The sequence below is a fragment of the Geminicoccaceae bacterium genome, assembly GCA_020638465.1.
GTDB lineage: Bacteria > Pseudomonadota > Alphaproteobacteria > Geminicoccales > Geminicoccaceae > JAGREO01.
The window spans coordinates 1,786,141-1,799,377 of the sequence record JACKIM010000002.1 but is presented as its reverse complement, the minus strand read 5'-3'; the positions used below and the strand labels follow the sequence as shown (position 1 = coordinate 1,799,377).

At 67.1% G+C, this 13,237-nt stretch carries 15 protein-coding genes; 5 read left to right on the top strand and 10 right to left on the bottom strand.

Going from position 1 to position 13,237, the window contains the following annotated elements:
* Positions 1-31 precede the first annotated feature (31 nt).
* The 3 genes from H6851_18705 to H6851_18695 all read left to right on the top strand — a co-directional run bounded on the left by H6851_18705 (position 32) and on the right by H6851_18695 (position 2,992).
* The gene (locus H6851_18705) at positions 32-877 is read left to right on the top strand and encodes an NAD(P)-binding domain-containing protein (protein MCB9945639.1); all 846 of its coding nucleotides are present in this window, start codon (positions 32-34) and stop codon (positions 875-877) included.
* A gap of 17 nt (positions 878-894) precedes the next feature.
* Positions 895-2,181, top strand: coding sequence for a hypothetical protein (locus tag H6851_18700; GenBank protein ID MCB9945638.1), 1,287 nt, complete (start codon positions 895-897; stop codon positions 2,179-2,181).
* Between the two features lie 79 nt (positions 2,182-2,260).
* Positions 2,261-2,992, top strand: a complete 732-nt coding sequence (locus tag H6851_18695; protein ID MCB9945637.1) for a hypothetical protein — start codon at positions 2,261-2,263, stop codon at positions 2,990-2,992.
* A 74-nt stretch (positions 2,993-3,066) separates the two neighbouring features.
* Here the strand turns inward: H6851_18695 and uvrA are convergent, their stop codons facing one another.
* Together uvrA and H6851_18685 are read right to left on the bottom strand one after the other, a co-directional pair.
* A complete protein-coding gene (gene uvrA / locus H6851_18690; GenBank protein MCB9945636.1) occupies positions 3,067-5,937 on the bottom strand; it encodes an excinuclease ABC subunit UvrA in 2,871 nt (956 codons plus the stop codon).
* The gene (locus tag H6851_18685; GenBank protein MCB9945635.1) at positions 5,903-6,118 is read right to left on the bottom strand and encodes a hypothetical protein; all 216 of its coding nucleotides are present in this window, start codon (positions 6,116-6,118) and stop codon (positions 5,903-5,905) included. Before H6851_18685 ends, uvrA begins: the two co-directional genes overlap by 35 nt.
* Positions 6,119-6,228: 110 nt before the next feature.
* On the opposite strand from H6851_18685, the gene H6851_18680 reads away from it, so the two are divergent.
* Both H6851_18680 and H6851_18675 read left to right on the top strand, forming a co-directional pair.
* Positions 6,229-6,975: a YafY family transcriptional regulator gene (locus H6851_18680; protein ID MCB9945634.1), complete on the top strand. Its 747-nt coding sequence runs from the start codon at positions 6,229-6,231 to the stop codon at positions 6,973-6,975.
* A complete protein-coding gene (locus tag H6851_18675; protein ID MCB9945633.1) occupies positions 6,972-7,568 on the top strand; it encodes a glutathione S-transferase family protein in 597 nt (198 codons plus the stop codon). The genes H6851_18680 and H6851_18675 overlap by 4 nt, the downstream gene beginning before the upstream one ends.
* Before the next feature lie 52 nt (positions 7,569-7,620).
* Here the strand turns inward: H6851_18675 and H6851_18670 are convergent, their stop codons facing one another.
* Genes H6851_18670 through rpiB form a run of 8 tightly spaced genes read right to left on the bottom strand, consistent with a single transcriptional unit; the run spans position 7,621 to position 13,173 of the window.
* Complete coding sequence (locus H6851_18670; GenBank protein ID MCB9945632.1) at positions 7,621-8,502, bottom strand: DMT family transporter; 882 nt, start codon at positions 8,500-8,502, stop codon at positions 7,621-7,623.
* Positions 8,503-8,542: 40 nt separating this feature from the next.
* The gene (gene thiL / locus H6851_18665; protein MCB9945631.1) at positions 8,543-9,493 is read right to left on the bottom strand and encodes a thiamine-phosphate kinase; all 951 of its coding nucleotides are present in this window, start codon (positions 9,491-9,493) and stop codon (positions 8,543-8,545) included.
* A complete protein-coding gene (gene nusB, locus H6851_18660; protein ID MCB9945630.1) occupies positions 9,490-10,059 on the bottom strand; it encodes a transcription antitermination factor NusB in 570 nt (189 codons plus the stop codon). Before nusB ends, thiL begins: the two co-directional genes overlap by 4 nt.
* 6 nt (positions 10,060-10,065) lie before the next feature.
* Positions 10,066-10,545 (bottom strand): 6,7-dimethyl-8-ribityllumazine synthase, encoded by a 480-nt coding sequence (gene ribH, locus H6851_18655; protein ID MCB9945629.1) that lies wholly within the window; start codon positions 10,543-10,545, stop codon positions 10,066-10,068.
* Entirely contained in the window at positions 10,545-11,150 is a 606-nt protein-coding gene (locus tag H6851_18650) for a riboflavin synthase (GenBank protein MCB9945628.1), read from the bottom strand. The genes ribH and H6851_18650 overlap by 1 nt, the downstream gene beginning before the upstream one ends.
* A 6-nt stretch (positions 11,151-11,156) precedes the next feature.
* The gene (gene ribD, locus H6851_18645) at positions 11,157-12,248 is read right to left on the bottom strand and encodes a bifunctional diaminohydroxyphosphoribosylaminopyrimidine deaminase/5-amino-6-(5-phosphoribosylamino)uracil reductase RibD (GenBank protein MCB9945627.1); all 1,092 of its coding nucleotides are present in this window, start codon (positions 12,246-12,248) and stop codon (positions 11,157-11,159) included.
* A complete protein-coding gene (gene nrdR, locus H6851_18640) occupies positions 12,245-12,712 on the bottom strand; it encodes a transcriptional repressor NrdR (protein MCB9945626.1) in 468 nt (155 codons plus the stop codon). The genes ribD and nrdR overlap by 4 nt, the downstream gene beginning before the upstream one ends.
* A gap of 5 nt (positions 12,713-12,717) precedes the next feature.
* Positions 12,718-13,173 (bottom strand): ribose 5-phosphate isomerase B, encoded by a 456-nt coding sequence (gene rpiB / locus H6851_18635; GenBank protein MCB9945625.1) that lies wholly within the window; start codon positions 13,171-13,173, stop codon positions 12,718-12,720.
* Between the last annotated feature and the right edge of the window lie 64 nt (positions 13,174-13,237).

Below are 13,237 nucleotides of genomic sequence, written 5' to 3'. Positions count from 1 at the left end.
TGGAGCGGGCCGAACGGGGAGGAATGCTGGAATGACACGGATCGCGTTGCTGGGTGCCGGTGGCAAGATGGGCGTAAGGCTGGCCACCAATCTTGCCAGCTCTGATTACGAGGTCGACCATGTCGAGGTATCGGCCGGAGGCCGCGAGCGGCTGAAGAAGGCGCTGGCGGTGGACTGCGTGGACCAGGATGCGGCGCTGGCCCGTGCGGACGTGATCATCATGGCTGTGCCGGACCGCCTCATCGGCAAGATCCTTTCGACCTTCGTCGACAGCCTGAAGCCGGGAACGGCGGTCATCATGCTGGATGCCGCCGCGCCGCATGCGGGCGAACTGCCCCAACGCAGCGACATAACCTACTTCATCACCCATCCCTGCCATCCGCCGATCTTCAATGACGAGACGACGCCCGAGGGCAAGGGCGATTTCTTCGGCGGTGTGCATGCCAAGCAGCATATCGTCTGTGCGCTGATGCAGGGGCCGGAGGAGCACTACAAGCTCTGCGAGGACATCGCACGGGTGATCTACGGGCCGGTGATGCGCTCGCACCGTTGCACCGTCGAAGGGGTCGCCATCCTCGAACCTGCCCTGAGCGAGACGGTCGGTGCGACCATGGCGCTGGCCCTGCGCGAGGCCGCCGACGAGGCGATCCGCCGGGGTGTGCCGCGGCAGGCCGCCTTCGACTTCATTCTCGGACACCTGACCATCGAGCTCGCCATCGCCTTCGAGATCTTCAAGGAAGGCAAGTTCTCCGATGGCGCGCTGCATGCCATCGACCAAGCGAGGCCGGTCATCTTCAAGGACAACTGGCTCGAAGCCGTCTTCGATCCGGCCGCCGTGAAGAAATCCGTGCAGGACATCTGCAACCCGCAATCCTGACACCGGAGTCTCGGACCATGCTGAACCCGACCTTTCCGGCCGTGCCGATCCCCTCGCTCGGATCCGTGCCGCTGCCGGAGGTGGCGCGCGTGAAGTTGCGGCAGCCGACGGCTCCGGCCATCGGCGACATCGAGGGTGGCGTGCGCGCCGCCCTCGACCGGTCAGCCCGGCTCGTCTCCCTTCCGCGCGGATCGAGCGTCGCCATCGCCGTCGGCAGCCGCGGCATCGCCCATATCGGCCTGCTGGCGCGGACCGTCGTCGCATGGTTGCGCGAGCGGGGGCTCGACCCCTTCATCGTCCCGGCCATGGGCAGCCACGGTGGCGGCACCGCCGAGGGGCAGGCGGGCGTGCTGGCCCGGCTGGGAGTGGACGAGGCGCGCACCGGAGCGCCCGTGCGGGCCGGCATGGAAGTGGTCGAGTGCGGCCGCACCGCCAGGGGCGTGCCCTGCAATTTCGACGCCCTTGCCCATGCCGCCGATGCCGTCGTCATCATTGCCCGGATCAAGTCGCATACCAGCTTCGACCGGCCCGTCGAGAGCGGTCTCACCAAGATGGTCGGCATCGGTCTGGGCAAGCAGGAAGGCGCGCGCAACATCCACGGCATGGGACCCATGGGGCTGTCGGAGGTCCTGCCCGAGATGGCGGCCATCGCCATCGCCAACAGTCCGCTCGCCCATGGCCTTGCCATCGTCGAGAACGCGGCCCACGAGATCGTCACCATCGAGGGCGTGGAGCCGCAGGATTTCGCCGATGTCGACCGGCGCCTGCTGAAACGGGCGAAATCCCTGCTTGCCCGCCTGCCGTTCCGTCAGCTCGACGTGCTGGCCTGCGAGGAACTGGGCAAGGAGATCAGCGGTGCCGGGATGGATTATGCCGTCATCGGCCGCACCGACATCCGCGGCATGGCCAATCCCGACCATATCTTCATGGCCAAGCTTGTCGCCCTGCGCCTTACCGCCGCGACCCATGGCAATGGCGTGGGTGTCGGTGTCGCGGACTACATCCCGAAATCCATGGCCGACGGCCTCGACCTCAAGAGCATGTACGAAAACGCCATCACTTCGGCCATCAGCGAGAAATGCCGCATTCCCATGGTCATGGCGACCGAACGGGAGGCCCTGCAGGCGGCCCTTGCCACATGCTGGAACACCGACCCGGCCACGAGGCGCTACTGCCAGATCCGCAACACCCTTGCGCTCGATGAGATCCTCGTCAGCCGGCCGCTGCTCGATGAACTGGAGCAGGAGGGAGATCTGCAACCCATGCAGTTCGACGGCGAGGGCCGGTTGCTGACCTGCGTGTGAGGCAGAGGGAGACGTTTGCCTGCCCATAAAAGGAATTTTTTCCTTGACATGGGTACCGGATACAGGCAGGTTCGCGCCCATGTCGCCGAACCCCACCCCTGCCGCTTCCATCGCGCGCCCGTCTTCGGGGCCGGGGACGCGCGCGACTCCCCGGATCGGGCGCATGGCGCGCTGGGGTTGTGCGCGGCTGCTGCGATTCGCCTGGCTTCGCGCCACCGGGCGGGCAACGGATGCCGAAGCCGCGGACATCGTCGGCGATGCCGGACTGCCGGACCCGATCGCGGCCCTGATTGCCATCCTTCATTCCGTTGCCGGCGAGGGCCGTGACGGGCTGCGTTCCATGCTCATGCCGTGGGCGCGATCATGGTTTGCCGAGGTGAGCCAGCGGCTCTTTCACGCCGCCGGGCAGGAAAACCGCGACGAACTGGAGTGGCTCCGCTGGGCGACGCAGAGGCGCGGCCGCCGCCCGCTGGTAATCCTGCTGCAAGGCGTGCTGCGGCAGATGGATCGGCCCATGCGGGCGAGGCGGCCACGGATGGCTCCCCGTCCGCCGTTGTCGCCCGAACGCGTCCGCGAGCTGTTGCAGGACCCACATCATCAGCAGGCCCTGCAACGTGCCCGCGGTCGCCGCCGCCTCCTGCGCCAGCTCACGAGCCTTCTCCATGCCCGGTTGGCAGCCGCCGCAACGGCATGGGTGGAGGCCCGCCGGACGGAGCTGGAGACGGCGGACAGGGAAGGATCCGCCCCGTCATTGACGGACGGAATTTCCACGGTTGATGGCGTGTTCAATTTCGGGGATGCCGTCGCCTGAACGGTCGGCATGCGCCCGATTCCTAAAATTTTAGCCGAATTGAACGTTGTGCCGGCCAGATCCGGCCGTCCCGTTCAGGCCGAGCGCAGCACCGTCCCTCCGGATTCGGCCGACGATGCTGCACCGAGCATCCGTGCCAGGTAGCTGCCGGTATGGCTGCCGCTGGTGGCGGCGACCTGTTCGGGGGTGCCTTCGGCAACGATGGTGCCGCCGCCGGTGCCGCCGTCGGGGCCCATGTCGATGATCCAGTCCGCCGTCTTGATGACTTCGAGATTGTGCTCGATGACGATCACCGTGTTGCCTTGCTCGACCAGTCGTTGCAGGACTTCGAGCAGCTTGCGCACATCCTCGAAATGCAGGCCGGTCGTGGGCTCGTCGAGGATGTAGACGGTCTGGCCGGTGGCGCGTTTGGACAGCTCCTTGGCGAGCTTCACCCGCTGCGCCTCGCCGCCCGAAAGCGTGGTCGCCTGCTGGCCCAGCTTGATGTAGCCGAGCCCGACCTCCTTGAGGGTGCGCAGCTTGTTGTGCACGGCGGGCACGGCGGAGAAAAGGTCGGTCGCGGTCTCGACGGTCATGTCGAGGACGTCGGCGATGCTGTGCCCCCTGTACTCGACTTCCAGCGTCTCGCGGTTGAACCGGCGGCCGTGGCACTGCTCGCACTCGACATAGACGTCGGGCAGGAAATGCATCTCGATCTTGATGACACCGTCGCCCTGGCAGGCCTCGCAGCGCCCGCCCTTGACGTTGAAGGAAAAGCGTCCGGGCTTGTAGCCGCGCGCCTTCGCCTCGGGCAACCCGGCGAACCAGTCGCGGATGGGGCTGAAGGCGCCGGTATAGGTGGCCGGGTTGGAGCGCGGCGTGCGGCCGATGGGCGACTGGTCGATATCGACCACCTTGTCGACATGCTCCAGTCCGGTGAGGGCGTCATGGTCGCCCGGAACCTGCCGCGAGCCCATGAGCTTGCGCGACAGCGCGGGATAGAGCGTGTCCACCACCAGCGACGACTTGCCGGAGCCGGAAACGCCGGTGACGCAGACGAGGCAGCCCAGCGGGAAGCGGGCGACAACTCCCCGCAGGTTGTTGGCCCGGGCACCCTCCAGCGACAGCCAGCGGCGCTTTCTTGCCTTGCGGCGCCTGTCCGGCGTGGCGATATGGCGGCGGCCGGAGAGGTATTGCCCGGTGAGGCTCTCCGGTGCCGTCATCACCTCGGCGGGCGTGCCTTTGGCCACCACGAGGCCGCCATGCACGCCGGCACCCGGACCCATGTCGATGAGATAGTCCGCACTCCTGATGGCATCCTCGTCATGCTCGACGACAATCACCGTGTTGCCGAGGTCGCGCAGCCGTACCAGCGTTGCCAGCAACCGGTCATTGTCGCGCTGGTGCAGACCGATGGAGGGCTCGTCGAGGACGTAGAGCACGCCGGTCAGGCCGGAGCCGATCTGCGAGGCGAGGCGGATGCGCTGGCTCTCGCCGCCGGAGAGCGTGCCGGAATCGCGTGCCAGTGTCAGATAGGACAGGCCGACATTGTTGAGAAAGCCGAGCCGCTCGTTGATTTCCTTGAGGATCCGGGTGGCGATCTCGTTCTGCTTGTCCGTCAGCCGCGAGGACAGGGCGTCGAACCAGTCGCCGGCATCGCGGATGGAAAGCTCGGTGATTTCGGAAATGTGCCGCTCGCCGACTTTCACGCACAGCGCCTCGGGCTTGAGGCGCATGCCGTGGCAGCTCTCGCAGGGGGCCGCCGACATGTAGCGGCCCAGCTCCTCGCGCATCCAGTTGCTCTCGGTCTCGCGCCAGCGCCGCTGGAGATTGTTGATCACACCCTCGAACGGCTTGTTGGTCTTGAGCGTCCGCAGCCCGTCCTCGAACTCCATCGGTACGGGATCGTCGCCGGAACCGTAGAGGATGACGTCCCGGACCTTCTGCGGCAGGTCTTCCCAGGGCGTGTCCACGCTTTCGTCGAAGTGCTGGAGGATCGCCGCCAGCGCCTGCGGGTAATAGTGCATCGTCTGCGACGCCCAGGGCTCCACGGCACCCTGCCGGATCGTCTTCGTCGTGTTCGGCACGACCAGCTCCGGGTCCATCAGCATCCGCTTGCCGAGGCCGTCGCAGGACGGACAGGCGCCATAGGGATTGTTGAACGAGAACAGCCGCGGTTCGATCTCCGGCAGGGTGAAGCCCGATACCGGGCAGGCGAACTTCGCCGACATGGTCACGCGTTCGCCGCTGTCGGCATCCTCGGTGATGGCCAGCCCGTCGGCCAGCTCCAGTGCTGTCTCGATCGATTCCGCCAGCCGCTGCGCCATGTCGGGAGCCGTGACGAAGCGGTCCACCACCACCTCGATCTCGTGCTTCCTCTTCTTGTCGAGGGCGGGCACCTCGTCGAGCTCGTACATCTCGCCGTCGATCTTGACCCGCTGGAAGCCGCGCCGCATCAGCTCGGCCATCTCCTTGCGGTACTCGCCCTTGCGGCCGCGCACGATGGGCGCGAGCAGGTAGAGCCGCGTGCCATCGGGCATGGCCATCACCCGGTCGACCATCTGCGAGACGGTCTGCGCCTCGATCGGCAGGCCGGTGGCCGGCGAATAGGGGATGCCGACGCGTGCCCACAGGAGACGCATGTAATCGTAGATCTCGGTGACCGTGGCCACTGTCGAGCGCGGGTTGCGCGAGGTGGTCTTCTGCTCGATGGAGATGGCCGGCGAGAGTCCCTCGATCAGGTCGACATCGGGTTTCTGCATCAGTTCGAGAAACTGCCGGGCATAGGCCGAAAGGCTCTCCACGTAGCGCCGCTGCCCTTCGGCATAGATGGTATCGAAGGCCAGCGACGATTTGCCCGACCCTGAAAGACCCGTGATCACCACCAGCTTGAAGCGGGGAATGTCGACATCGACCGACTTCAGGTTGTGCTCACGCGCGCCGCGAATGCGAATGTGATCGTCCATGGGCCTGTTCTGGATCTTCCGTTCGTGAAAACAGTCGGCAAACGGCGGTCAGCGCCCGCATGCTCGCCGTGATGGCGCCCGCAAGCCGCATGTCCTTCGGGCCGCTGCCGGCCTTCTCCGGCGCACGACGCTCGATGTTGCGGTGCAGGTGGTCCGATAAATGATTGTACCAGGGCCCCATGTCCAGTCTCCCGATGCACGTTACCGGAGTCTTGATAAGCGACACCTGCTGCCACCATGGTGTCAGCAGACCTGTGACATGATGCGATTGTCTGCAAGGGGAGAGGATCATTGCGTCGTGCTGACCGATTGTTCGAGATCATCCAGATCATGCGCCGCCGCAAGCTCACGCGGGCAAGCGACCTGGCCGGGGAGCTTGAGGTCTCGTTGCGTACCGTCTACCGCGATATCGCTGACCTCATCGCCCAGCGCGTGCCGATCACCGGCGAGGCCGGCGTCGGCTACATGCTGGAGGATGGCTATGACCTGCCGCCGATGATGCTGACCCGAAGCGAGATCGAGGCCCTTGTCCTCGGCGTGCGGATCATCGAGAGCTGGAGCGATGCCGAGATGTGCGCGGCTGCCGGCAGCCTGCTGGCCAAGGTCGCAGCGGTACTGCCTGCCGAACTGCGGGCGGTGGTGCATACCACGCCGCTGCTCGCGCCTGCGGACCGGAGCGGGGTACAGCTCAGCATCGACGGGGCCGAACTGCGCCGGGCCATCCGCGAGCAACGTTATGTCGACATCGACTACAGCGACATCGACGGCAACCGCACCTGCCGGCGGATCCGGCCACTCGGGCTGGCGTTCTACGGCCCGGTGTGGCTGCTGTTCACATGGTGCGAATTGCGCGAGGACTTCCGCTCGTTCAGGCTGGACCGGATCTGCTCGATGAAGGTGGGTGACGAACGCTTTCCCAGTGAAACCGGTCGCCAGCTCCGGGATTTCCTGCACAACTGGCAACAATGGGTGGATGGCCTGCCTTCCTGCACGGAAAGCGGCGAAACCCGGGAACCGCAAGAAGGAACCACACCGTGAAATTCTACTTCTGTCCGCGCACGCGCGCCTTCCGCATCCTCTGGCTGGTCGAGGAGATGGGGCTGCCTTGCGAGCGGGTGCTCGTCGACATTCGCGACGAACAGGCCCGCAGCGATCCGGAGTTCCGTCGGGCCTCACCCCTGGGCAAGGTGCCGGCACTGGTCGATGGTGACACGCGCCTGTGGGATTCCGGTGCCATCGCGCTCTATCTGGCCGACAAGCATCCCGATGCCGGGCTCGGTGTCCCGGTGGGCCATCGGCAGCGTGGCGCCTTTCTCCAGTGGGTGATGTTCAACAATGCCGTGCTGGAACCCGCGCTCGGGGAGAAGTTCGCCAAGGTCGAGCCCAATTCCTCGCAGAGTGGCCATGGCAGCTTCGACCTGATGATCGGCCTGCTCGAAACCGCGCTGGGGCAGGGGCCATGGCTGCTGGGAGAACGGTTCACCGTCGCCGACACGCTGGTGGGGTCGGGTGTGCATTTCATGCAGCTTTTCGGCGCGCTGCCCAACAGCCCGGTCCTTGCCGCCTATCTCGACCGCTGCCGCGCCCGTCCGGCGTTCGGCCGCGCGATGGAGGCCGAGGAAGCTGCCTGACTGACCGGGGCCACGACCGTCGGGATCATTTCCGCGCGCCCTCCGGCCGCTGTCAGTGCCGTTCGGGCCTGTGCATGACGAGGGCGACGCCGAAGGCGGCCGTGGCCATGCCGAGCATCGCCAGCGTTTGCAGGCGTTCATCCAGGACGAGGAAGGCGACGAGGGCGGCGCCCGGAGGGACGAGGAAGAAGAGGGCGGTGACCTTCGAGGCCTCGCCGCGCCGGATCATCCAGGAAAGCAGGCTGATGGCGATGATCGAGTTGATGAGGACGAGGTAGGCGAGCGCCCAGACGAAACGTGGCGACCAGTCGATGGTCATGTCCTCGGTGAGGAAGGCCGCAAGCGCGATGGCGATGGCGGCGATGGTGAACTGGATGGCGCCGCCGGCGACGAGGTCGAAGCTCGGGCAGTAGCGCTTCTGGTAGAGGGTGCCGCCGGTGATCGCCGCGAGCGCGACGAGGGTCCAGGCGATGCCGGCCGGCGATCCCATCCCGGTCTGGAGCTTTTCGGTGAGGACGAGCACGACGCCGGCGAAGCCCAGGGCGAGGCCGAGCCAGTGGCGCGGGCTGACGCGCTCGCCGAGGAGGGGGCCGACGATGCAGGCGGTGACGATGGGCTGCATGCCCAGGATCAGGGCGACGCCGCCAGCACTGCCACCGGCGGCGAAGCCGACATAGGAGGTGCCGAAATAGATCGCCTGCATGATCAGCCCGGTGACGGCAATGTGCATGAAGTGTTGCGGATCGCGCGGATATTGCGAGCGCAGGAGCAGCGATGCGGGGATGAGGATGGCGGCGACAAGGGTGAAGCGCAGGGCGAGGAGGGTGAGCGGCGGCGCTCCGTCCAGCCCGATCTTGGCGGCGACGAAACCGCTCGACCAGAAGATGAGGAAGAGGACGGGGGCCAGTCGGTCGACCCGTGCCGCGCGGTTCATCGTGGCGGTTTCGGCGGAATGGGCGTGCGGGGCCATGGCATCAGAAATGCTGCCAGCCCCGGCGGGGTGTATCGACCGGACGGCCGCTTTCGTCCAGCACCCGCAGGCCGGGTTCGGCGTCGATGCGGCCGATGACGGTCACGGGGATGTCGGCGAGGGCGGTGACCTCGTCGAACCGGTCGGGGGGCAGGGTGAACAGGAGTTCGTAGTCGTCACCGCCGAAGAGGGCGGCTTCGAGGGCGCCCGGCATGCCTGCGGCATGGCGGGACAGGGGCAGGCGTTGCGTCGCGATGGTCGCACCTGCCTGCGAGCGTGACAGGATGTGGCCGAGGTCGGCAACGAGGCCATCGGAGATGTCGATGGCCGAGCTGGCGCGGCCGCGCAGGAGGGTGCCGAGGGTGGTGCGGGGGCGGGGCAGGCGGTATCGGTCCGCCAGGAACAGGCGGGCCTCGTCGTCCGCGGCGAGCCCCTGCAGGACACGCAGGCCGAGGGCCGAATCGCCCAGGGTACCGCTCACGAGCACCAGATCGCCCGGTCGGGCGCCCGAACGCAACAGCGCGGTGCCGGTGGGAAGGGTGCCGAGAATGGTGCAGCTCAGCATGGCCGGGCCGGCCGTCGAGACGGTATCTCCGCCGATGAGGTGGATGGGCCAGATCGACTGGTCGGCGGCGAAACCGGCAGCGATGGCTTCGAGCCAGTCATCGCCGCGCGATCCCGGCCGGGCGATGGCGGTGAGATAGGCGAGCGGTTCGGCTCCCATGGCGGCCAGATCGGAGAGATTGGTGCGCAGCACCTTGCGGGCGACGGTGTCGGGTGGATCGGCAGCGCGAAAATGGACGTCCTCGACCATCGCGTCCTTGGCGATCACGAGCGTGCGGCCGTCGCCCATCTCGACCAGGGCGGCGTCGTCGCCGAGATCCAGCGCCCCGTCGAAGCCGCGGCTCAGCGGCGCGAGGCAGGTCTCGATGAAGTCGAACTCGCTCCTGCTCAAGGTCCGGACCCAACTCCGTTCTCGCCGGCGCCGTCCTGCCCGGAGTCGCCGTCGCCGGAGCCGTCGTCGCTGCCGTCCGTCGCCGGCGGTCTCGTCCGGAGCACGGACACCAGGCGGTCGAGCACGGCATGAATGAAGCGGGGCTCGTCGCCACCCAGGAACAGCTTCGCCACCTCGACATATTCGGCGATGATCACCTCGGTGGGCACGTCGTTGCGCGAGGCGAGTTCGAATGCGCCGGCACGCAGGCAGGCGCGCAGGAGATAGCCGCAGCGTTCGAGCGTCCAGCCCGGTTGCAGGCAGCGGCCGATCTTCTCGTCCAGCACCGCCCGCTGCGACCAGGCTCCGGGAACCAGCAGCTCGAACCACGGAATGTCGACGTCGATGGCGGGTGCTTCGGGCATGAACGGCTGCAGGAGGCTCTGCAGCCGGTGCTGCTTGAATTCGGTGACCACGTGGCCGGCCAGCTGGTTGCTCTGCTCGATCTGGTAGAGGGCCTGCACGGCGGCCATACGCGCCGCACGACGCTTTTTCAGCACGGGTCTGGGTTTGGATTTGCGGGCCATGGTCGTTCAGCCCCTCACGCGCTGCTGGAGGTGACGGCGGATGTCGACCAGCGACATGGCGGCCAGGGCCGCATGTCCCCCCTTGTCCATTTGTGCGGGGTCGGCCCGTTCAATCGCCTGCGCCTCGTTCTCGACGGTGAGGATGCCGTTGCCGATGGCCATGGCGTCGCGCAGGCCGAGTTCCATGATTCCACGGCAGCTCTCATTGGCCACGAGGTCGTAATGGGTGGTCTCCCCCCGGATCACGCAGCCGACGGCGATGAAACCCGCAAACCGGCCGTGGTCGCGGTGCAGGGCGATTGCGGGCGGGATTTCCAGCGCGCCGGGGACACTCAGGACCTCATGCCGGCAGCCTCCGCGCGCGAGCATGGCGCGGGCTCCCTCGATGAGCATGTCGTTGATGGTGGCGTGATAGCGTGCCTCGATGATGAGAAAGCGTGTGCCGTCGAGGTCGGGAACGGGCAGGCCATGGGCAACGCCGGCCATCAGGCGGGTCCTTCCTTTTGCAGGTCGAGCTGGCGTGCGACGTAGCGCGCGAGCATGTCGGCTTCGAGATTGACGGAATGGCCCACCTCGCGGTGGCGCAGGTTGGTGTTTTCCCAGGTATGCGGGATGATCATCAGCGTTATCGAGGAGCGGCTCGCCTCGTTGACCGTGAGGGAAATTCCATCGACCGAGATGGACCCCTTGACGGCCACGAGTCCCGCAAGTTCCGTCGGGATCTCGACGACCACGCGGTGACTTTCGCCAATGGTGTCGATCCCGGCGATCCGCCCGAGGCCGTCGACATGCCCGAAGACCAGATGCCCGCCCAGTTCGTCGCCGAGGCGCAGCGAGCTTTCGAGGTTGATCGTGGTACCGGCCTGCCATGTGTCCATGGTGGTGCGGGCCAGCGTCTCGATGGAGGCGAACACGGTATGCCGGCCATCGCCCTTGCCGGTCACGGTGAGGCATATGCCGTTGTGGCAGACCGATGCGCCGATGGGTATGGCATCGAGATCGAGGTCGGACGCAATGGTGAGCTCAAGCCCGTCATTGCGCCGGTCGATGCCCTCCACCCGGCCTTGATGGGTAACTATGCCCGTGAACATGATTTCCTAGTTCTGTCGTTCGAGCACATCCAGCCGGTCGACGCCGATGGCCCTCGATTGTGTGCGTTTCCACCGGCCGGCCCGGTCGACCCTGTCGAGCCCGAGTTCGGCCACCGACGGCAGTCCGTCGCCACCGATCACCATGGGGGCGGTGGCAACGTGCAACCGGTCGACTTTCCCGGCTCGAAGAAAGGCTCCGGCGACGGTGGATCCACCCTCGACCAGAAGTCGGGTGATGCTTCGGCCGGCCAGCAGTGTCAAGGCGGCATCGACGCACGGGTCGTCCAGTCCGATCACCTCGATGCCCGCCGACTCGAGTTCCGTGGCCCGGGTCATGTGGCGGCTGTCGGTAATCACCCAGACCGGACCTTCCCCGAGCGTGCGGGACAGGGTGTTGCCGGGCCGCAACCGCAGTCGGCGGTCGAGGATCACCCGGACGGGCGAATCCTGCTCGCGCCCGGGCAGGCGGCAGGTCAGGGTGGGATCGTCGATCAGTGCCGTGCCGCTGCCCACCAGAATGGCGTCGTGGCTGGCCCGCAGGCGATGTGCCTCGGCCCGCGCCGGTGCGCCGGTGATCCACTGGCTGTGGCCGCTCGCCGTGGCGATGCGTCCGTCGATGCTCTGAGCCAGCTTGAGGCTGACCATGGGCCGGTTTTCGAGGACGCGGCAATAGAGCCCCCGATGCTGGGCCATGGCCTCCTCTTCGAGCAGCCCCACCTCGACCGGGATGCCGGCCTCGCGCAGCCAGGCGACGCCGCGGCCGTCGACTCTCGGGTCGGGATCGAGCGTGGCAACCACGACACGGGCGATGCCGGCATCGATCATGGCCCTGGCGCAGGGGGGAGTGCGGCCCCAGTGGGCGCAGGGTTCGAGCGTGACATAGGCCGTCGCGCCGCGGGCCGCTTCACCCGCCCGCTCGATGGCGATGGTCTCCGCATGGGGACGTCCGCCGCGGGCCGTGTATCCGCGCCCCACCACCCGGCCGTCACGGACCAGCACGCAGCCGACCGAAGGGTTCGGCCACGTGGTGCCGAGGCCGCGCTCGCCCAGTGTCAGGGCCGCGCGCATGTGGCCGATATCCTCGTCGCGCAAGCTCATGATTCCTGTTCGTCAGCCTCGGGCAGGTCGCGGATGAACTCCTCGAAGTCCTTGACGGTGGCGAAGTCCCTGTAGACCGAGGCGAAGCGCACATAGGCCACCTCGTCGAGCTTGGCGAGGCTCTCCATGGTCAGCTCGCCGATGCGCTTGCTCGTCACATCGTTCTCTCCCGTGGTCTCCAGCCGGCGCACGATGCCGTTGACGATGCGCTCGATCTGCTCCTCGCCGATGCCTCGCTTGCGCGCGGCGATGCGGATCGAACGGGAAAGCTTGTCGCGGTCGAACGGCGCACGCCGCTGGTCCGCCTTGATGACCGTCAGGTCGCGCAGCTGCACGCGCTCGAAGGTGGTGAAACGCGCGCCGCAGGCCGTGCACTGGCGGCGCCGGCGGATCGAGATCGCGTCCTCCACCGGCCGCGAGTCCTTCACCTGCGTGTCTTCCGAGCCACAGAACGGACAGCGCATGGTCCCTAATCCCGGTTCTGCGGGACGGACGACAGCTTCCCGACCCGCCTTGCATGACGTCCACCCTCATAGGGCGTGTCGAGGAACGCCGCGAGGCAGTCGAGGGCGACGCCGATGCCGACGATGCGTCCCCCCAGCGCCAGGACGTTGGCATCGTTGTGCTGGCGGGTCAGGCGGGCCGTGGTGACGTCGTGGCACAGGCCGCAGCGGATGTGCGGTGCCCGGTTGGCCGCGATCGAGATGCCGATCCCCGTGCCGCAGACGAGCACGCCGCGTTGCGCGCGCGCATCGGCGATGGCCCTCGACACCCGGTCGGCCATGTCGGGATAGTCGACGGAATCGGCGGAATGGGTGCCGAGATCGAGGGCTTCGAGGCCGCGCTCGCGAACCGCATGAACCAGGAGGTTCTTGAGCTCGTAGCCGGCATGGTCTGCCGCCAGCGCGACCGTGACGATGTTCATGGGGCTTTACCGGTAGGTGGAACCGCGATATCCGGCGTCCACCTACCACAGCCCGCACGGGGGC